Genomic DNA, 20,316 nt, shown 5'->3' on the forward strand with positions numbered 1-20,316 from the left:
TAACAACAATGAAATTGCTCTAAGCGCTTGACGGTTTTTGATGTGTTGCATTGCTTTGAATGAAGCAAATGCTTTTTCTTTTATCATAAATGAGGTGTTTAGAATATGATGGGAATACTGAAGAAAATTGTAGGTGACCCTAGCCAACGCCAACTGAGCAAGATGGAAAAAGTGGCTAAGGAAATTGATGCACTTGCAGATGATTTTAAATCATTGAGTGATGCAGAGCTGAGGGAAAAGACAGATGCCTTTAAAAAGCGCCTGAGTGAAGGGGAAACTTTAGATGATATCCTTCCTGAAGCGTTTGCTGTCGTTCGCGAAGCCTCAACACGTGTCTTAGGAATGACACCGTATTATGTGCAGCTTCTTGGTGCAATTGCTCTTCACGAGGGCAATATTGCAGAAATGAAAACGGGTGAAGGTAAAACCCTTGTGGCAACAATGCCGCTTTATTTAAATGCACTTGAAGGCAAGGGCGTTCATCTTGTAACGGTCAACGAATACTTGGCTGCTCGTGATGCTGAGACAATGGGCGAATTATTCAATTTTCTCGGTCTTTCTGTCGGCTTGAATGTGGCAGGTATGTCTCATGATGAGAAGCAAGAAGCTTATCGCGCAGATATTACTTATGGAACGAATAATGAATTTGGTTTCGATTATCTTCGTGATAACATGGTGCTTTATGAGGAAGAAATGGTGCAGCGTGGTCTTAACTTTGCGATCATCGATGAAGTTGACTCTGTGCTCATTGATGAAGCACGAACTCCTTTGATTATTTCTGGTTCAGCTGAAAAATCAACCATTCTCTATACGCAAGCCAATCAGTTTGCCCGCTTGTTGAAGGAAGAAGAAGATTATACCATTGATTTGAAGACAAAGTCAGCCCAATTGACTGAAGAAGGAATTACAAAGGCTGAGAACTTCTTTAAAATAGACAATCTCTTTGATAATAAAAATGTCCAGCTCAATCACCATGTCCATCAAGCTTTAAAGGCTCATGCAATCATGCATCTTGATACGGATTATGTCGTAAAGGATGGCGAGATTGTCATCGTCGATCAATTTACGGGGCGTTTGATGGCTGGACGTCGTTATAGTGAAGGCTTGCACCAAGCGATTGAGGCGAAAGAAGGTCTTCAAATTCAGCGTGAGTCCAAAACGTTAGCGACGATCACCTTTCAAAACTATTTTCGGATGTATAACAAGCTTTCCGGTATGACAGGGACGGCGAAGACGGAGGAAGAGGAATTCCAAAGCATTTACAACATGGATGTTATTGTGATTCCGACAAACCGTCCTGTTGTGCGTGACGATAAGCCCGATCTCATTTATAAAACCATGAATGGTAAGTTTAATGCTGTTGTGAATGAGATCAGCCGTGCTCATCAAACGGGTCAGCCTGTGCTAGTAGGGACAGTTGCCGTTGAAACTTCTGAGCTAATCTCAAAACTGCTTAAGAAAAAAGGGATTCCACACAACGTATTAAATGCTAAAAACCATGCGCGTGAAGCGGAAATCATTGAAAATGCTGGCCAATATGGCGCTGTGACGATCGCAACGAACATGGCTGGACGTGGTACGGATATTAAACTTGGTGAAGGCGTCAAGGAATTAGGTGGATTATATATCATCGGAACGGAACGTCATGAATCAAGGCGGATAGATAATCAGCTGCGTGGACGGTCTGGGCGTCAGGGGGATCCTGGGGTATCACAGTTCTACCTTTCAATGGAGGACGAGCTGATGCGTCGTTTCGGCTCCGAACGCATGCAATCCATGATGGAACGCCTCGGGATGGCGGATGATCAACCGATTGAAAGCAAGCTCGTTTCACGTTCTGTAGAGTCTGCTCAAAAACGGGTAGAGGGCAATAACTTTGATGCCCGTAAACAGCTCCTACAATTTGATGACGTCATGCGTCAGCAACGGGAAATCATTTATAAACAGCGCTCTGAAGTATTAAAATCTGAAAACCTTCACGACGAAATCAAAGAGATGATGAAAACAGTCATTGAACGTCATGTTCAGGCGCATACACCGGATGATGAGGTCGAAGAGGACTGGGATCTTAAAGCTATTACGGACTATGTGAATAATACGTTGTTCGATAAGCCAGCGGTATCGGAGAATGAGCTTAAAGGAAAAGATCCTGAGGAAATGGTTGAGCTGATTCATGAAAAAGCGGTGGCGGCTTTAGATGCCAAAGAGCAGGAATTTACTCCAGAGCAAATGAGTGAGTTTGAACGGGTGATCATGCTGCGCGCGGTGGATATGAAGTGGATGGATCACATTGATGCGATGGAACAATTGCGCGAAGGTATTCATCTTCGTGCCTATGGTCAAGTTGATCCTTTCCGTGAATATCAGCTGGAAGGCTTCCAAATGTTTGAGGAAATGGTCGCCTCCATTGAAGAAGAAGTTGTGACCTATATTATGAGGGCACAAGTGGAACAAAACATGGAGCGTGAAAAAGTAGCAGAAGGTGAAGCTGTTCATCCTGGAGGCAGTGATGAAGAACAACCAAAGAAAAAACAACCCATCCGCAAAGGAGAAAAGGTAGGACGTAATGATCCCTGTCCATGCGGCAGCGGTAAAAAATATAAAAATTGTCACGGCAAAAATGAATAGCTTATTTTGGTGACAAGCGGGCTAGGATGACATGAACAAACGATAAGAAGAGATTAGAAGACGTGCAGCGTCTCTAAAATACGGAGATCTTCAAGGAATAGCACTGATCCGAAGCCTCCACTAGGAAGCTACAAAAGAAACGTCGATTAAAACCGTCACCTCCATGAGATAACACCGCCGAAGCTAGCATATCTTGCGCGGCGGGTTGTGTGAGAAGCGAAAAATTTTGATGGAGCGTTTTGTTGCTCCTTTATGTAACATGGAAATCCGAATGATTCAAATAGAATTTGAATCAATTTCGGATTTCTCTATGAGAAAAACGCAACCCTAAGGCTCGTGGCACGTATAAGTATAAAACAAACACTTGTGATGAAAGTAGGAATGAAGCAATGGATTTAACAGAAATTAAATCAGGACTTGAATACATGGTTGAAAAACTAGATGAATATAGGGGGTCTCTTTGACTTAGCTTCCAAAGAGGAACGCATTCAAGTTTTAGAAGAACAAATGGCGATGCCAGGATTTTGGGATAACCAAGAGAAAGCTCAGACGGTCATCAATGAAGTCAATGCTTTAAAAGACAAGGTGAATGGTTTTAAGAGTATGGAAGAGGGGTATGAGAGTCTTTCGCTCTCCTATGAACTTTTAAAAGAAGAAGACGACGACGATCTAAGGAAGGATTTAGAAACTAGTTTCGTTGAAGTCCGTAAACAGTTTGAAGAATTTGAATTGGAAATGCTATTGAATGATCCTTTGGATAAAAACAATGCAATTCTGGAGCTTCATCCTGGTGCGGGTGGCACGGAATCTCAGGACTGGGCTTCAATGCTCTTGCGCATGTATACGCGCTGGGCTGAGGATAAGGGCTATTCCGTTGAAACCTTAGATTATTTAGCAGGTGATGAGGCCGGCGTTAAAAGTGTTACTTTATTAATCAAGGGACATAATGCCTATGGCTATTTAAAAACGGAAAAAGGTGTGCATCGTTTAGTGCGAATATCGCCTTTTGATGCTTCGGGACGGCGCCACACGTCCTTCGTCTCTTGTGAAGTTGTACCAGAAATGGACGACGATGTCGATATTGAGATCCGTTCAGAGGATTTAAAAATTGATACGTATCGCTCAAGCGGTGCAGGCGGACAGCATGTCAACACAACCGATTCAGCGGTTCGGATCACCCATTTACCAACCAATACAGTTGTTACTTGTCAGTCAGAGCGTTCCCAAATCAAAAATCGTGAACAAGCGATGAAAATGCTCAAGGCCAAGCTTTATCAATTAGAATTAGAAAAACAGCAAGCCGAGCTCGATGAAATTCGCGGGGAGCAAAAAGAAATCGGCTGGGGCAGTCAAATTCGCTCCTATGTCTTCCATCCTTATTCCATGGTGAAAGACCACCGCACGAATGTCGAAACAGGCAATGTACAAAGCGTGATGGACGGCGATATCGACTCCTTTATTGACGCCTACCTCCGCCTACAACTTACACACTAATAAACTGACCCCTAACTTACAAATAGTGAGCTAGGGGTTTTTAGTATAATGGTCGCAAATAGGTCAATACCCTTCAATATCCAAGTTCTCCTTATTTGAAAAGAGCAATATAAAGGAAGCCCCCGAATCAAGGTGCGACCGCACGCAACAAATGTCGATGCAAGCGCAACAAATAGAGTGGTCATTTTAACAAATACATGTCGCAACGGAACAAAACTAAGCCGAAGTTTCCAAAAAGAGAACAAAACCAAGGGGGAAGTTTCCGAATCCGAGGGTGAGCGCAACAAAAGGCGGAGGTAAGAGAACAAAAGCCGGTTGCAAAGGAACAAAAGGCCTGGCCATTTTAACAAAAGCCAGCCACAAAATAACAAATAGAGCTTGGAATTAATAAAAGGAGAACATAGATGCATGTCGCTTTAACGTATTAACTTGATATTCATTTAATGTCGTTTTGCTTTGAAGGGATGCTGTTGTCGAATGGAGCCATCATCCTTATAATAAGTAGGGGATTTTGGAAAAGTAATGATAGGTGTTGAATGGCAGGATTTTTTTACTAGAAAGCTGGTGTTAAGTTGGTTAGAAAACGACGGAGTACTCCGTATTACTTAAAATCACATCTTATTCTTGATTACCTCTATGTCCTCATTGGGTCCAGTATTGTGGGGATTACTTTTAATGTGTTTTTATTGCCGAATAAAATCGCTTCTGGTGGTGTCAGTGGCATAAGCACCATTCTTCACTGGACTATTGGGATAGAGCCTTCTTATGTCCAATGGGCACTTAACATCCCTTTATTTATTGCAGGGGTGCTCTTTTTAGGTTCCAGTCTTGGTTACTTACAATATGCTCTCAAGACATTAGTTGGAACAATATTTTTGCCATTTGTTGTATTTTTGACAAACGACTGGTCGCCGGCAACCACTAATCCATTGCTGGCAGCGCTATTTGGTGGAATAGGTGTTGGTTTGGGCTTGGGTATTGTTTTTAGAGGGAATGCTTCAACGGGAGGAACAGACCTGGCTGCTCAAATTATACATAAGTATACCGGGGCATCGTTAGGGACATGCGTTGCCATTATTGATGGATTGATTGTCCTTAGCTCAGCTGTAGCCCTCTCCTTAGAAAGTGCTTTGTATGCGTTAATTGGTATGTATCTAACGGGTAAGATGATCGATGTCGTTCAAATGGGATTTAGTAATTCTAAAATGGCGATTATTATCTCGAATGAACAAGAAAAACTGCGGACAACGATTTTAAAAGAAGTTGATCGAGGTGTCACCCGATTAGAAGCCAAGGGCGGATACACAGATGACAACCGACCGACGCTATTATGCGTCGTTTCACAAAATGAAATAACGAAATTGAAGCAACTCGTAAAAGTGATTGACCCCACAGCCTTTGTGATCGTAACGAATGCAACAGAAGTATTAGGAGAAGGCTTTAAACATAACCGTTAAAAAGCTACTGCCTCATTAATAACGTCTTGAGTCAATGAACATGATTTGACTTAAGGCGTTTTTTAGTCCTAAGCTTAACATATCTTGAGGTTAGTTGATGTCATATAAAAGCGAAGAAGATAAAATTCAAATGAGGCTGTAAGGGGAACAAAAAGCAGAAAACTAACAAAAGTGGGTCACAAAATAACAATGTCGTGACCATTTTATAAAAAGCCAGCTCTAAAATAACAAAAGGCTGGCCACTATTAATAAAACGGTCACCCAATTTAAAAAGGGATGAGAGGGCTACCCTTTTTGGTGTTTAGAGAATAGGTGTTAGGGCCCAAAGCGATAGGCAAAATCGCTGAATCAGCCTAAAAATGCACTGAAATTTCAGCTTTAATCTGTATTATACGGTTGATTGAGAAGCGGCATTTCTTTTACGCTCGCTTAGTTTGATGTCCCTATCAGTTGTTTAAGTAAGTGACTCTTCATCTGGCGTGACTTCGTTAGTGATTGATTTTATGTCTTGGTCCTCAGAAATAGGGGGAAGGTTGATGAACGTGCTGGCTGGGTTGAGGGCGGTATCAAAGGGCAGTTCCGCCTCTATATGTCCGTAAGTCTTTCGGTTGGGTTTTTTCATAGTATCCCTCCATTATTCACAGTATTGTACAGTTTCCCTATTTTTAGTATATTCTCACCCGCTTGAATATGTGCCCATGATTTTAAGAACGTTCTTTCGTGTGACTTTGTTTTCTTTCTAATGCCTTGTCTTCCTTTTTCCAAGGTGGATCTCCTTTTTGATGAAGAATCTCATTGATTCTCCATAGCGTTAGAGGCGTTAAAAAGGAAATAACAGTACAATAGATCACCAGTGAAGAAGTGATCCCACCAAATACTTGTGTGTGCTCCATATCATCAACTCCGCTTTAATTTGCTTAGTTTTGCTTTTTTGTTCGATTAATTGTGCCCGTATTGCGGATGAAGAGATGGGTTTCTAATTGAATATCCGCATTTTTAAAATATGTCCCCCCACTATCCCAGTGGTTTTGAATCTTTTGCCATAAGTCCCAGTTGTGGATCCGTAAATAATCGGATAGACCGATGACATCGGCGTTGAGATCCTGCTGCAAAACATGGAGGGTTCTTCTATTATTAGCATCTACGGTTCGTTCCAGACGCCTTTGAATATTGTCTCGCGAATGACCGTTGATAAAATTTAAAGATGTTCCCGTCTCAAGTAAAAGACCATCAATGTTCATGGTAATTTTAAATGACATGTGAGTGGGATCCTTTGCATCCAATAATTGGATTTTTCTTTCTGAATTCTTTACGAGTAAAGAAACCTCGTGTCCCTGATATTTACTAGAAATCGTTCCCCCACGTGCCTCACCTTTTAGATAATTTATTCCAGCGGTTTGTCTGGGTGTTAAAAGGCTGGCTAGCTCTGTGGTGTTTCCATGAAATACGGCGGCGCCTTCGATATTTAAAATATTTTGATCGGCGCTGATATATTGAATCATAAAACTATTTTCACGGTAGAGTGATTCATTCACATCGCCGATCCGAGTTGCTGGGATGACACGTTCATTCCGATAAGGATTTTGAGTGATTTGGTCAATATATAAGCCAGGGATGGTGGCTCCCGGAGGTGTATTGTTGAGAATTTTTCCAGCAATTTTATTCGTAATCATCACTTTAGTCCCACGACGCATTTCCGGGGAGCGGATGAAATAATCAATAGAATCATCAAATGCAGGAGATTGAGCGACCTTTTTGGAGACAATGATGACCTTCACGTGTTCATAATAAGGGGTGCGACTTGTTTTAGCTGTCGATTCCCGAATGATATCCATGATGGAATGTCCTTTACCGACCACATTAAAGAAGGCCTCATTTTGAGAGCCGCCACCAGTATTCCCGTTTCCACTTGTCGATTGACTGCCTGGAATGGCGATTTGTTCAGTGAGTACATATCTTCCATTCTCATCCATATCGATTGCCATGGCAATGACAAAGCCGCGATCCTCAATATCAACGCGATCCCAGCAACCGGTCAAGGTAAATAAAGCGCAAAGACTGAGAAGGGCAAGCTTAAGCTTCTTTTGGTAGCGTCTTATCTTTCTTATTTTCACCTTTAATCCTCCTTACAATAGAGGTAAAGAGAAGGACAGTAGGAATGATGGATTCAAAGACGAGACATGAAATGTTCAAAACCCTTCCATACTTTTCAATGGCATCATAGCTTTGGGGAATCATGGCAACCAAATAAATGAGCGGAGTAAAGATGAGGACATAGTGCATCTTTTTCAGCTTAGGATAAATGCTTTTTGTCGCGATTACCGCTACATCAAAGGCCATGGCAGCCGTATTGTAAATCGTCATAATCCAAATGGTAAAAAAGACTGCTTCAATGCGTTCGAAGAAGCCAATATCTGCAAAGATTTCCTTAGCCATTTCGATGGTGGGGTAGAGAATTTCCCGAGTTGTCACGGAAAAGACAGCGATTGAAAAGATAAAAATTAACAGTGCTAAAACAATAGGGAAAAGCATACCGATCACCACTGCACGAGGGGCTTTGTCCGGTTTATTCATGAAGCTTATATAGAACAGCACAATCTCAAACCCAGCAAAGGATAAATAGGCCTTTTGCGCGCCTTTAAGAAGGTTAAGGGGGGGCGTGACAAAAAACGGTAATAAGTTATTGATATCGAATGTATTGACACTTAATGTGTAGACAAAGAGCACAATGAATAAGATGATCGGCAGAAACATCATGTTCAGGCGTAGAATACCCACACTTTGTCCTCTAACGGCATATACCACCACAAGTAAAAAAATCAATGAAATGATTTCAACAGGTGTTTTAAAAAAAATATAGAGCTTGGCGACATCGGAGATCACGCGAACTTCATAGATACAAATAAATAGAAAATGACAGATAAGAATGACGGTAATCCCTAAGGCAATAGGCTTAGGGACAAGTCGTGAGGCATACGTATAAAAGGTTTGCTTAGGAAAACGCGAGGCTAACTTCGCACAAATATAGGCAAATAGGGCTGCAGCAGCGCCACCAATTAAGATCGAGATCCAGCCATCAGCGACATAGGTCACCAAATCAACGTCGCGAGGCAAGCTTAACAGGCCGACTCCAATCACCATGGCACTTACAGCGAAGCCTATTTCTTTTAATCCAATTTCCCAGTCTCCATATTCAAATGATTTCATTGATTATTGGCTCCCTTTGCGTTTTGGATTACCCATGCGTTTTTTATCACCTGGTTGGAACATATGCGGGCGATATTTCATAAAGGTCATTGGCACTTTAAGCACGAGATCCTTCATGTCTTTAGGAATCAATGGGCCATAAGGTGTTGAATAAGGCACACCGAAGCTTTTGAGATTGACAAAGTGGACATTAATCATGATGTACACCATGATCAGCCCGTAGATGCCAAATAAGGAGGCAGCAAACATATTAGCAAAACGAAGGATGCGTAAGGAAATTGCAATACTGTACGAAGGAAGCGCAAAAGAAGCGATAGCCGTCAAGGCGATGACAATCACCATGATCGGACTAACAATGCCAGCGGCGACAGCAGCATCACCGATAACAAGACCACCAACAACGCCTACTGTTTGTCCAATGGGCTTAGGGAGACGTAATCCAGCCTCTTGCAGGATTTCCATCGTCATCCCCATGAGAATGGCTTCTAATGTAGCCGGAAAGGGTACGCCTTCGCGACTCCCAGCAATCGACAGGGCAAGGGCGGTTGGGATCATGCCAGGTTGATAGGAGACAAGTGCAACATAGAGTCCTGGCAAAAATACAGAAATAAATGCAGCAACGTATCTCAAAACACGGACGAGAGTAGATAAGAGCCAGCGCTCATAGTAGTCTTCAGGCGTATGAAAGTGCTGTCCGATGGTTACCGGCACAATTAAAACGAAAGGCGTGTTATCCAATAGAATGGCTACACGGCCTTGGATAAGAGCAGCACGCACGCGGTCCGGCCTTTCTGTATGTTGAACCTGTGGAAAAGGGGAAAGAAAGCTGTCTTCTATCCATTGTTCGATAAATCCTGTTTCTGGCACATCATCCGTATCAATGGATTCCAGACGGCGAACCACTTCTTTAACAAGCTCAGTATTGGCGATTCCTTCTATGTACATAATGGCAGCATCTGATTTTGAACGTCTTCCTAGCTTTAATGATTTGATTCTTAAATTGGGATCGCGTATGCCGCGGCGGACGAGTGTGGTATTTGTCCGAATATCCTCGATAAACCCGATGCGTGGGCCGCGAATCAACGCCTCGGTAATGGGCTCTTCCAGGCTGCGTTGATTGACTTCTTTAGAACTGATAACAAGAGCTTGATCAGAGCCATCGATGAATATGGCGGTATTGCCACTTAAGACATCGAGGGAAACTTCATCCAAACTTGCTTTGACACTGATGTCATCCGCCGTAGGCAATACCTTGTACTGAAGCTCGGTAAGGATCTGCTGAGGGCTAGGGTTAATTTGATTGCTTTTTAAATCAAAGGTTAAGATAGTGTTGATCACCTGTTCAGCGATGTATTGCCCGTTGGAGAGTCCATCAATAAACACTATCGCACAATGAGAGGATGTCCCCCCGACTTGTATTTCTTTACAAACAAGATCCGCAGGAGAATCCATCATTTTTTTGAAATTTTTAATGTTTTTATCGAGCGTCTTAAAAATTTCAAGCTCAAAATCTGTCGGTTTTTCTGGAATTGAAATGGTATCTTTTTTGCCGTTTTGATTTTGCTTGGACTTTGCTTTTTTTGGCAATGTTATACATTCCTTATCGCTCTTATTGGTACTATTACCTTTAATGTGCACAACTGGAAAGTTTCTATTCAACTCAGTTTTTGCATTGGATAATGATAAAACATAGTTTAAGGAAAAGGAATGAGGCTTGATTGTGTCCATTGTCAATTTCAAAAATTTACCTTTGAAATGAAATTGTAATAAAAATGTGTCTTAACTTGTCGGATTCAGGTGTTATAATAGCACTAGTAATGTTTTAGTAGATAAAAATCTCTCAGTTAGTGCGTGAATTTGATAGCCTTCTTGTCGAATGGTGTCAAACTCCTCTAATTTTCCACAGTGACATTGACGGATGATTCTTCGTTTAGGTAAAGACTGCTTAATATATACAGAAAGCTGGGAAGACTTCTGTGCCACAATCATCCAAAACTTTCAGCGGTAGTGTAGTGTGTGTGCTATTGGTTAGATTTGAATGTATAAAATCAAATCGAAGAGAGTCAAGTTGAAGAATCACTCGACTTTCCAAATTTTGTAGTTTAAATGTGTACTTACAGCAAAATGACGAGCTTGAGGTAGGATGTGATCTTTTGTGATCGAAATGCAGGATGTATGGAAATCTTATGCCAATGGCGTAATGGCTGTTAATGGTATAAGCGTGAAGATAGAAAAAGGTGAGTTTGTCTATGTGGTTGGCCAAAGTGGTTCTGGAAAATCAACCTTTATCAAACTCATGTATCGTGAAGAAAGACCTACAAGAGGTAAAATATTAGTAGATGGTACGAATATTGCTGATTTGAAAAATAAAGAAATTCCCTTTTTAAGACGGAAAATGGGCGTGGTGTTCCAGGACTTCAAACTATTACCGAAGCTTACAGTCTATGAAAATGTGGCCTTTGCGCTGGAAGTTATTGAGGAATCACCAAGGCAGATCCGCAAAAAAGTCATGCAGGTATTGGATCTTGTTAAGCTCAAACACAGAGCACGGTTTTTACCATCGGAGCTATCTGGGGGAGAACAGCAACGCGTTTCTATTGCCCGATCCATTGTGAATAATCCCAGTGTTGTGGTTGCTGATGAACCAACAGGGAACCTCGATCCTGAAAATGCTTGGGGGATTATGGAGGTTTTTGAACGCATTAATGATAATGGGACAACCGTTGTCATGGCGACACATAACAAAGATATTGTGGATCGCATGAAAAGGCGGGTCATTGCCATTGAAAGTGGCATGATTGTCCGTGACGACAAGAGGGGTGACTTTGGATATGAAGGCTAGAACACTTTTCCGTCATTTTAAGGAAAGCATCAAGAATCTCGGACGGAATGGTTGGATGACCGTTGCCTCTATCAGTGCCGTCGCAGTGGCTTTGATGATCGTTGGGCTGTTTTTAACCGTCATGCTTAACTTGAATCAAATTGCGAATCACATTGAAAATGATGTTGAGGTTCGCGTTTATATTGATCGCACAGCTAACAGCCAGGAACAGGATGCCTTGAAGAAGCAAATTCAACAAATTAAAGATGTGAAAAGCATCAAGTATATTTCGCGAGCAGAGGGCTTAAAAGAGCTCATGAAGGATTTTGGTAAGGATGCGGATGTTATCAAGCCTTACCAAGGGGATCAGAATCCGCTGAATGATGCCTTCGAGATCAAAACGCAAAAACCAAAGCAGACCGAGGCGGTCGCTAACAAAGTTTCCAAGCTTGATAATGTATCAGATGTCAGCTATGGAAAGGGTTATGTTAAAAAGCTCTTCAAGGTTGTTGACATTGCACGCAATGTAGGTATTGTGCTCATCTTAGGCTTGTTGTTTACCGCCATTTTCTTAATTGCGAACACGATTAAATTAACAATTGTTGCACGAAGTACGGAAATTGAGATCATGAAGCTTGTTGGGGCCACCAATTCGTTTGTTCGATGGCCATATTTTCTCGAGGGTCTCTTCTTAGGTGTGATTGGTGCTTTAATACCTGTGATATTATTGCTCACCGCCTATCATGAATTGTATAACTACTTTATTCGCAATAGTTATCAAACTTATTTATTTATCCGGCTCATTCCATTTAGCAAAATGTCGCTTTATCTCAGTGCGCTTCTAATCATTATTGGCGCTGTGATTGGCGTATGGGGAAGTTTGACTTCTATTCGCAAGTATTTGAGAGTCTAATAGACTTTTTACGGACGCTCATTGGTTCCGAACATGTTGACTTTGGCTAGCATCATTTCATTATATGATCCTAGCCAAGTTTCTTATTAGGGGGAGGAAAATGAAGGGAAGAAAAACCTATTCTATAGTGGCTATAGGTTTAAGCGGTGCGATTGCTTTGTCATTCGGTTTCTCAAGCAGTGCACTGGCGGCGTCTGGGAATGAATTGAAGGACAAGATTAATCATATTGAAGAGAAGCAAAAAAATAATAAGAATGATCTGAACAAGACTCAAGGTCAACTTGACCAGAACAAAGATCAGCAAGAGGATCTTTCCAAACAGATTGAGCAAGTGGATTCGGAAATCAAGACGTTGACAACAAAAATAAACAGTAAGCAAAAGCAAGTGGATCAGACCCATGCGGAAATTGACAAGCTAAAAGCATCGATTGCTGATACATTAAAACGCATCAAGGCCCGAGATGAGGTTCTGAAAAAACGGATTCAAACGATGTATCTTCACGGAGGATCGATCGATTACATAGAGGTTCTGCTAGGCTCAAAAAGCTTTGGTAACTTTATCAATCGTGTTGTCGCCTTGAAGACGCTAGCAGACCATGATACCGATATTCTTAACGAACAAAAGGCCGATAAGGTGAAGCTTGATCAAGAAAAGGCTGAACAAAATCAAAAGCTTGACGAGGTCAAGGCGAATCTTTCAGATTTACAAACGTTGAAACAGCAATTAAGCGACAAAAAGGCGAAGCAAAAAAGCATGATGGCTGAGCTCGAAAAGCAAGGTGCTGAGCTTGAGGACAAAGTCATGGATAAAAAAGAGCAAGCAGAAGTCTTAACTGCTCAGAAGCAGGCGGCGGAAAAAGCCTACCAACTTTGGCAGGAAGAAGAAAAGAAACGTAAAGAGGAAGAAGCGGCAAGAAAAGCGGCTGAGAAAAAGGCACAACAGCAAAGCTCATCATCCTCAAGCGCTTCAGGCACTCCATCACACTATTCACAACAAACTAGCTCTGGTGGTAGTGGTGTCATTGGCTGGCCTGTAGAAGGTGGCTATGTGACGTCGGGATATGGTTGGAGAAACCTTGGTGGCAGTCAGGAATTTCACGATGGCATAGATATTGGCAAGGGGGCAGGGACACCCATTCATGCCGTTGCAGATGGTGTCATCGCGCGGGCCTATCATTCTACAAGCTATGGAAACTGTGTTTTTCTGACAAGCTATGTCAATGGTAAAATGATGACAAGCGTCTATGCACATATGGCACAATATATCGTGTCACAAAATCAAGTGGTGCATCGCGGTGATGTCATTGGTTATATGGGAGCGTCAGGCGAAGCTGAAGGTGTGCATCTGCATTTTGAACTTTATAATGGTCCATGGCAGCCTGATGATGGCAGCACACGTCATCCAGGGTCTGTAAATCCATTAAACTATCTTAATTAATCTCAAGGTTATAAGGTGAGAGAGTTTCAGGCATATGCTTGGACACTGTAACATATAGTATAATAATCCGTAGAGACCTAAGGGGCTTGAGGATGATGTGGTTACAAAGCATCGCATCGATTTGGTGTGATGCTTTTTCAACGATTTGAGAGGGCTCGTGACTCAAGGATTAAAGGTGAGAAGAAGAGGCGCTTTTATTAGGCGTTCGAAAGAGGCGAAGGACAGAAAAATGTTGACAGTAGGCATTTTAGCAAGTCTAATTTCTTGCGAGCGGCCTAAAATAATGTGACTATAAAGAGCAGCAAAGAGGTTTAAGAAGTCCTTTCTCATGAGACACAGATTGATTAGAAGAGGTGGGTATGAATGAAGTTTAGCGGTAAAATGGTGGCGCTTCTTGTCATCGCGGCCTTAATTGTAGGCGCAGCGGGAACCTATGGAGCAACAGCGGTATTTGGTTCAAAGGAGCAGGCGCTTCCCTTAAGTTCAGGAAATGGCAATCTCAGCAATAGCAATTATGAAAAGATTGAGTCTGTCTATCAATTTATTGAGAAAAATTATTTTCAGAAGGTAAGCGATGATAAATTGACGAATGGGGCGATACAGGGCATGATTGAATCGCTAAACGATCCGTTCTCCTCATATATGGATCCAAATACGGCGAAGCAATTTACACAGTCTTTATCCTCTTCCTTCCAAGGCATTGGCGCTGAGGTCCAGCTAGAGAATAACATCGTCACAGTTGTATCTCCAATCAAAGGCTCTCCAGCAGAAAAGGCTGGCTTGCGCCCACACGATCAAATTTTAGAAGTGAATGGAACGTCTCTAGAGGGCATGGGACTTGATGAAGCTGTTGCGAAAATCAAAGGAAAAGAAGGGACCGTTGCACATCTTACCGTCAAAAGAAAAGGCGTGGGCAGTCCTTTGAAATTTAATATTACACGAAAAGAAATTCCTCTTAAAACAGTCGATTCGAAAACCTATCAACAAGATGGCCATACCATCGGTTATATTGATATTAAGTCGTTTAATGAAAATACGAGTAAAGAATTCACTGATGCTATGAGTAAGGTGGAAGGTAAAAATATTGCTGGCTTGGTGATTGACGTGCGTGGGAATCCAGGTGGTTTCTTGGATCAAGTAGAAAAGATGGCAGATGCCATTATTTCAAGTAAAAAACCACTTGTCCAGATTCAAGATCGCAACGGCAAGGTCGTTGAAGCCTTCCATTCGGATTTGAAAAAGAAAAAACCTTATCCTATTGTTGGTTTAATTGATAGTGGAAGTGCCTCTGCTGCGGAAATCTTATCCGGCGCTTTGAAGGAAGCGGGCGGCTACCCATTGGTTGGTGTTAAATCCTTCGGTAAAGGCACCGTCCAACAGGCTGTTGATATCAAAGGTAAGGAAGGTAAAAGTGAGTTAAAATTAACAATGTATAAATGGTTGACACCTGATGGACATTGGATTCACAAAAAAGGAATTCAGCCCACCGTTAAAGTTGAACAACCGGATTATTTCTTTACATCACCTATGACTGTAGAGAAGAATAAACCATTAAAATTTGATATGAACAATGAGCAAATTGCCAATGCTCAGAAGATGCTTCAAGGTATTGGCTACAATCCGGGCCGCACCGATGGGTACTTTGACCAAGATACTCAGACTGCTGTTCGCGCCTTCCAAAAGGCAAACAAGTTGGAAGTTAATGGTGAGATTGATGCCCCAACCGCAGCAAAGATTGAAGACAAAGTCGTTGCAGCAGTAGAAAATCCTAAAAATGACCTTCAATTGCAAGCGGCATTCCATCTCATCGATAAGAAATTAGATAAATAAAAAGAGAAAATCCGCACGTTTAAAGAAGCCACAGCCCTATGAAAAATCAGGTTGTGGCTTTTTACATTAAAATTGGCTTTTATATAAAATAAGAGGATGCATAAAACTCCAAGATTGCTATACGTTCCAAATCAAAGGACGAGCGTAACAAATGACGAAGTCACTTTAACAAAAGGCTCGTCCAAAATAACAAGTAAAGCTCGAAGTTTCCGAAAAGAGAACAAATCCGCGAGGGGAGTTTCCGAATCCGTGGGTGAGCGCGACAAAAGGGAGAGTCAAAAGAACAAAAGCCGGCTTCAAAGCAACAAAAGGCAAGTCCATGTTAACAAAAGCTCCAGCCAAAATAACAAATCAACCGCGAAGTTTCCGAAAAGAGAACAAATCCACGAGGGGAGTTTCCGAATCCGCGGGTGAGGGCGACAAAAGGGAGAGTCAAAATAACAAAAGCCGATTTCAAAATAACAAGAGGCCTGCCCATTTTAACAAAAAACAACCATAAAATAACAAAAGGTCTAAGGCAGCTAAAAGGAGGCCTATCCATCACGCCAATGCTTTAGCTGCCTAATTATATAAATATAAAATGAATTTATTGTTTTGAAAGCAGGAAGATTTTTAGGGCTTGTCGAAACTAGAACTTTAAGCGTAAACTAAAGAGTACGAGGTTTTACGAAACGTTATAAATAGAGGCGATATCCATATACCTTGGTAAACAAGTTGGTAGTTTTGGAGGATAAGTGATGGTACACGATAGTATAATAGTTATTTTAAAGGGGATACTCTACTTTTTTTGTAACCCTGTTCTTTATTTTTTAATTGCTGGCTTTTTTTTATTTGGTTGGCAGCGTGTGCGCCGAGAACGCCGTTCATTTGGTTTGAAGGTGTACGGTGTTTTTAATAGTGTCATGGCGATGGTTGTGCCAAGTTTACTCATGGGTTTGATTGGCACCATCATTTTGGTTGGAGTGGGTATCGCGTTGCCCATTGGTATCATTGCTTTGATTACTATCTGTTATTTTCTTACCTTTTGTACGGTGCAATTGCGGTTTCTTTCTCCGATTATTGCCGTTGGACTCACCTTGATTATTGCTTATTTTCTACCTGATTTTTCAACGCCAATTGGCTTTTTAAATCAATGGCTGGCGGATATAAGAAATGCGTCTTTGCGGGACATTGGAATCGTTCTAACATTAGTCACCTTATTGGAGGCTGTCAGTGTTCTTATTTGGGGTGGGCGCCAAACGTCACCGAGGTTGATTAATAGTAATAGAGGTAAAAAAGTAGGTGCTCATGAAGCCTACCAGCTTTGGATAGCTCCGATCTTTCTGTTAATCCCGGCTACAAATGGATTCGACGCTATCAGTTGGTGGCCCTTTTCATCAGGTCAGAGTTTTGGCCTCTATTTGTTGCCGATGGGCATTGGTTTTCAGCAGCTCATTAGCCATTCTCTCCCACTTCCCGCAATACGCCAATCGGGGAGATGGTTATTAGGAACCGCCATATTGGTAGGAATACTAACAGGGGTTAGCTTTTTCTACTTTACGAATGGGTGCTTGTTGGCCGCTGCAGCTATTGCCGTCCTTAGTCGGCTTGCACTTATTTTACGACACTATAGAGCACACCATGTTTATCCGTTCTTTTTTACCAATAAGGGGAATGGGCTGATGGTTGTTGGTATTATACCGAACTCACCAGCCGATCATATGAACATAAAAATCGGTGAAATTGTTGATAAAGCCAATGGACGTCAGGTGCGTTCGGAGGAAGAATTCTATCAGGCGCTACAAATTAATGCGGCCTATTGCAAGCTGGATATTCTTAATTATGAAGAAGAGGTCCGTTTTGTCAAAGGTCCTGTTTATGAAAATGACTTTCATAATATTGGCTTCCTTTTTTTAGAGCCCTCAAGGCGTGTTATGGAAAAGGCAAAATAATAAAGCATTAAGAGCGGTTCGTAAAGATGAAACCCACATTTTTGTGGGTTTTTCACTTTTATAGGGGGGAGAGAGACTCTTGCGCGTTATAAAGGGGCAGTGGTCTTTTAAAGGATTAGATAAGAGATAATGATAGAATGGACTTCTCATTAGTGGTAAATGTGTCAATACTATGAATAGGCGACAGATAAGGGAGCTTGGTCATCAAGGGGTGATGGCCAAGCTCGGAGAAATAGAGGGGCCTGATCCATTTGATGGGGAATCAAATGGATCAAGAAAGTGTTGGAGGTCCATGATGATGAGGAATCAATCATGACCTAAGGATGAGGGGACCTCACAAATGGAGAATCGCAAGGTCCATTAAAATAGCTATGAACATAAACGAATATTTGTTTGCATTTTTGCTGTTATTCCTCTGCTCATATGCTATAATGTTTACTATAAATAAAGTCAAAGTCTCATGCATTTGTAGAAATTCGAAAATCTGAGATGTTTTTTACCAATATTTAGGGTAAAAATGTCGGGATTGAGCAGAAATTAGCGATTTTGACTTGCGAAATTCAGAAATTCAATGCATTTTAAAATTTATCGAGCAGCGGTAGGAGGGACTATCGATGGCGTTTAAGCTCGTTTCAAAATATCAACCTGCTGGCGATCAACCACAGGCTATCAAAGAGATTGTTGCCGGCCTGAATCAAGGGAAAAAGCATCAGACCCTATTGGGAGCAACCGGTACAGGAAAGACCTTTACGATGTCCAATGTCATTCAACAGGTCAATAAGCCAACATTGATCATCGCCCATAATAAAACACTTGCTGGACAGTTATACAGTGAATTCAAGGAATTTTTTCCAAACAATGCCGTGGAATACTTTGTGAGTTATTACGATTATTATCAACCTGAAGCGTATATTCCACAAACTGACACCTTCATTGAAAAGGATGCCAGTATTAATGATGAGATCGATAAGCTAAGACATTCGGCAACAAGTTCCTTGTTTGAGCGTGATGATGTAATTATCGTTGCCAGTGTTTCTTGCATTTATGGATTGGGTTCACCAGAGGAATATGGTGCCCATGTTATTTCCTTACGTACAGGCATGGAAAAGGATAGAGACCAATTGCTTCACGAGCTTGTTGACAACCAATATGAACGCAATGATATTAACTTTGTACGTGGTAAATTTCGCGTGCATGGCGATATTGTTGAAATCTTTCCAGCCTCTCGCGATGAGCATTGCTTACGTGTTGAATTTTTTGGCGATGAAATTGATCGTATTACGGAGATCGATGCTTTAACAGGAGAAATCATTGGAACGCGTGAACATGTCGCCATTTTTCCAGCTTCTCACTTTGTCACAGGTGAAGAAAAGATGAAGATAGCGATCAAACGGATTCAGGAAGAACTAGAAGAACGGTTAAAGGAATTGCGCGCTCAAGACAAACTGCTTGAAGCTCAACGTTTAGAGCAACGGACACGCTATGATTTGGAAATGATGGAAGAGATGGGGTTTTGCTCTGGTATCGAGAACTATTCACGGCACTTGACATTGAGAGAGGCAGGGGCAACACCTTATACTCTATTAGATTATTTTCCAAAGGATTTTCTTATCATAGTGGATGAATCTCATGTCACCGTGCCACAAATTCGTGCGATGTATAATGGGGATCAAGCACGTAAAAATGTGCTTGTTGAGCATGGTTTTCGTTTACCATCGGCCAAGGATAATCGGCCATTACAATTCGAGGAATTTGAAAAGCATATCAACCAGATTCTTTACGTTTCTGCGACCCCAGGTCCCTACGAAGAAGAGCACTGTCCTGAGGCTATTGAGCAAATCATTCGACCAACCGGGCTGTTGGACCCAACCATTGATGTTCGTCCAACCAAAGGACAAATCGATGATCTACTTGAAGAAATCCATGACCGTGTCGAAAAGAAAGAACGCGTGCTTGTCACAACTTTGACGAAGAAAATGGCAGAGGATTTGACGGACTATTTGGAAGAAGCAGGGGTAAAAGTGCGCTATTTACACTCTGAAATTAAGACACTTGAACGCATTGAAATCATTCGCGACCTGCGCAGAGGCGTATTCGATGTTCTGGTGGGGATTAACCTACTGAGGGAAGGCCTGGACATTCCAGAGGTTTCACTTGTCACAATATTAGATGCGGATAAGGAAGGCTTTCTGCGTTCAGAGCGCTCGCTCATTCAGACGATTGGTCGGGCTGCACGGAATGCCAATGGTCATGTGATTATGTATGCTGATCGCATCACAGCATCAATGGAGCTCGCCATTGATGAGACAAAACGACGCCGTGAAATTCAGGAAGCATATAACAAAAAGCATGGGATTACACCTCAGACGATTCAAAAGGATATTTATGACATCATCAAGGCAACGCATGCGGCAGAAGAGGTTGAAGAGTATACAGAGACCCAACCGGTCTTTAATCAAATGAGCAAGAAGGAACGCGAACAAACCATTGCAAATATGGAAAAAGAAATGAAGCAGGCTGCCAAGGATCTTGATTTCGAAAGAGCGGCGGAATTACGCGATATTATTTTGGAACTCAAAGCGGAAGGATGACGGTGC

General features: G+C 41.8%; 14 protein-coding genes. 9 read left to right on the forward strand and 5 right to left on the reverse strand.

From position 1 onward, the window contains the following. The first annotated feature begins 105 nt into the window (after nucleotides 1-105). The 3 genes from secA (at nucleotide 106) to IEW82_RS06825 (ending at nucleotide 5,579) form a co-directional block, all read left to right on the forward strand. Nucleotides 106-2,628, forward strand: coding sequence for a preprotein translocase subunit SecA (gene secA / locus IEW82_RS06815; protein ID WP_188691262.1), 2,523 nt, complete (start codon nucleotides 106-108; stop codon nucleotides 2,626-2,628). Nucleotides 2,629-3,017: 389 nt separating this feature from the next. Continuing rightward, a protein-coding gene (gene prfB / locus IEW82_RS06820; protein ID WP_188691266.1) for a peptide chain release factor 2 occupies nucleotides 3,018-4,122 on the forward strand; the annotation gives its coding sequence in 2 pieces (ribosomal slippage) (nucleotides 3,018-3,089 and nucleotides 3,091-4,122; 1,104 coding nt in all). Between the two features lie 572 nt (nucleotides 4,123-4,694). Then, nucleotides 4,695-5,579 (forward strand): YitT family protein, encoded by an 885-nt coding sequence (locus IEW82_RS06825; RefSeq protein WP_188691269.1) that lies wholly within the window; start codon nucleotides 4,695-4,697, stop codon nucleotides 5,577-5,579. A 454-nt stretch (nucleotides 5,580-6,033) separates the two neighbouring features. Here the strand turns inward: IEW82_RS06825 and IEW82_RS06830 are convergent, their stop codons facing one another. The 5 genes from IEW82_RS06830 to IEW82_RS06850 form a co-directional block, all read right to left on the reverse strand. Beyond that, on the reverse strand, nucleotides 6,034-6,201 hold the full coding sequence (locus IEW82_RS06830) for a hypothetical protein (protein WP_188691271.1): 168 nt from the start codon (nucleotides 6,199-6,201) through the stop codon (nucleotides 6,034-6,036). An 82-nt stretch (nucleotides 6,202-6,283) separates the two neighbouring features. Then, on the reverse strand, nucleotides 6,284-6,472 hold the full coding sequence (locus tag IEW82_RS06835; RefSeq protein ID WP_188691274.1) for a hypothetical protein: 189 nt from the start codon (nucleotides 6,470-6,472) through the stop codon (nucleotides 6,284-6,286). A gap of 24 nt (nucleotides 6,473-6,496) precedes the next feature. Next, complete coding sequence (locus tag IEW82_RS06840; RefSeq protein WP_188691277.1) at nucleotides 6,497-7,693, reverse strand: Ger(x)C family spore germination protein; 1,197 nt, start codon at nucleotides 7,691-7,693, stop codon at nucleotides 6,497-6,499. Then, nucleotides 7,653-8,786 carry a GerAB/ArcD/ProY family transporter gene (locus IEW82_RS06845; protein ID WP_188691279.1) on the reverse strand — a complete coding sequence of 378 codons (1,134 nt, stop codon included), beginning with the start codon at nucleotides 8,784-8,786 and terminating at the stop codon, nucleotides 7,653-7,655. Before IEW82_RS06845 ends, IEW82_RS06840 begins: the two co-directional genes overlap by 41 nt. A gap of 3 nt (nucleotides 8,787-8,789) precedes the next feature. Then, entirely contained in the window at nucleotides 8,790-10,373 is a 1,584-nt protein-coding gene (locus tag IEW82_RS06850) for a spore germination protein (protein ID WP_229672407.1), read from the reverse strand. A 568-nt stretch (nucleotides 10,374-10,941) separates the two neighbouring features. On the opposite strand from IEW82_RS06850, the gene ftsE reads away from it, so the two are divergent. From ftsE to uvrB, 6 genes are all read left to right on the forward strand, one after another. After that, nucleotides 10,942-11,628 carry a cell division ATP-binding protein FtsE gene (gene ftsE / locus IEW82_RS06855; RefSeq protein WP_188691282.1) on the forward strand — a complete coding sequence of 229 codons (687 nt, stop codon included), beginning with the start codon at nucleotides 10,942-10,944 and terminating at the stop codon, nucleotides 11,626-11,628. Continuing rightward, on the forward strand, nucleotides 11,618-12,520 hold the full coding sequence (gene ftsX / locus IEW82_RS06860) for a permease-like cell division protein FtsX (RefSeq protein WP_188691285.1): 903 nt from the start codon (nucleotides 11,618-11,620) through the stop codon (nucleotides 12,518-12,520). Before ftsE ends, ftsX begins: the two co-directional genes overlap by 11 nt. A 100-nt stretch (nucleotides 12,521-12,620) precedes the next feature. Then, entirely contained in the window at nucleotides 12,621-13,958 is a 1,338-nt protein-coding gene (locus IEW82_RS06865; RefSeq protein ID WP_188691288.1) for a murein hydrolase activator EnvC family protein, read from the forward strand. 363 nt (nucleotides 13,959-14,321) lie between these two features. Next, nucleotides 14,322-15,788, forward strand: a complete 1,467-nt coding sequence (locus IEW82_RS06870) for a S41 family peptidase (RefSeq protein ID WP_188691290.1) — start codon at nucleotides 14,322-14,324, stop codon at nucleotides 15,786-15,788. 737 nt (nucleotides 15,789-16,525) lie between these two features. Continuing rightward, the gene (locus IEW82_RS06875; RefSeq protein ID WP_188691293.1) at nucleotides 16,526-17,719 is read left to right on the forward strand and encodes a PDZ domain-containing protein; all 1,194 of its coding nucleotides are present in this window, start codon (nucleotides 16,526-16,528) and stop codon (nucleotides 17,717-17,719) included. A gap of 614 nt (nucleotides 17,720-18,333) precedes the next feature. Then, nucleotides 18,334-20,310 (forward strand): excinuclease ABC subunit UvrB, encoded by a 1,977-nt coding sequence (gene uvrB / locus IEW82_RS06880; RefSeq protein ID WP_188691295.1) that lies wholly within the window; start codon nucleotides 18,334-18,336, stop codon nucleotides 20,308-20,310. The last annotated feature ends 6 nt before the right edge of the window (nucleotides 20,311-20,316 follow it).

Source organism: Pullulanibacillus camelliae, from assembly GCF_014642655.1.
Taxonomy (GTDB): domain Bacteria; phylum Bacillota; class Bacilli; order Bacillales; family Sporolactobacillaceae; genus Pullulanibacillus; species Pullulanibacillus camelliae.

Coding starts and splice junctions, on each gene's coding strand:
- IEW82_RS06865 (WP_188691288.1), top strand. CDS start 12,621: ATGAAGGGAAGAAAAACCTATTCTATAGTGGCTATAGGTTTAAGCGGT.
- uvrB (WP_188691295.1), top strand. CDS start 18,334: ATGGCGTTTAAGCTCGTTTCAAAATATCAACCTGCTGGCGATCAACCA.
- ftsX (WP_188691285.1), top strand. CDS start 11,618: ATGAAGGCTAGAACACTTTTCCGTCATTTTAAGGAAAGCATCAAGAAT.
- IEW82_RS06835 (WP_188691274.1), bottom strand. CDS start 6,472: ATGGAGCACACACAAGTATTTGGTGGGATCACTTCTTCACTGGTGATC.
- secA (WP_188691262.1), top strand. CDS start 106: ATGATGGGAATACTGAAGAAAATTGTAGGTGACCCTAGCCAACGCCAA.
- IEW82_RS06875 (WP_188691293.1), top strand. CDS start 16,526: ATGGTACACGATAGTATAATAGTTATTTTAAAGGGGATACTCTACTTT.
- IEW82_RS06845 (WP_188691279.1), bottom strand. CDS start 8,786: ATGAAATCATTTGAATATGGAGACTGGGAAATTGGATTAAAAGAAATA.
- IEW82_RS06870 (WP_188691290.1), top strand. CDS start 14,322: ATGAAGTTTAGCGGTAAAATGGTGGCGCTTCTTGTCATCGCGGCCTTA.
- IEW82_RS06830 (WP_188691271.1), bottom strand. CDS start 6,201: ATGAAAAAACCCAACCGAAAGACTTACGGACATATAGAGGCGGAACTG.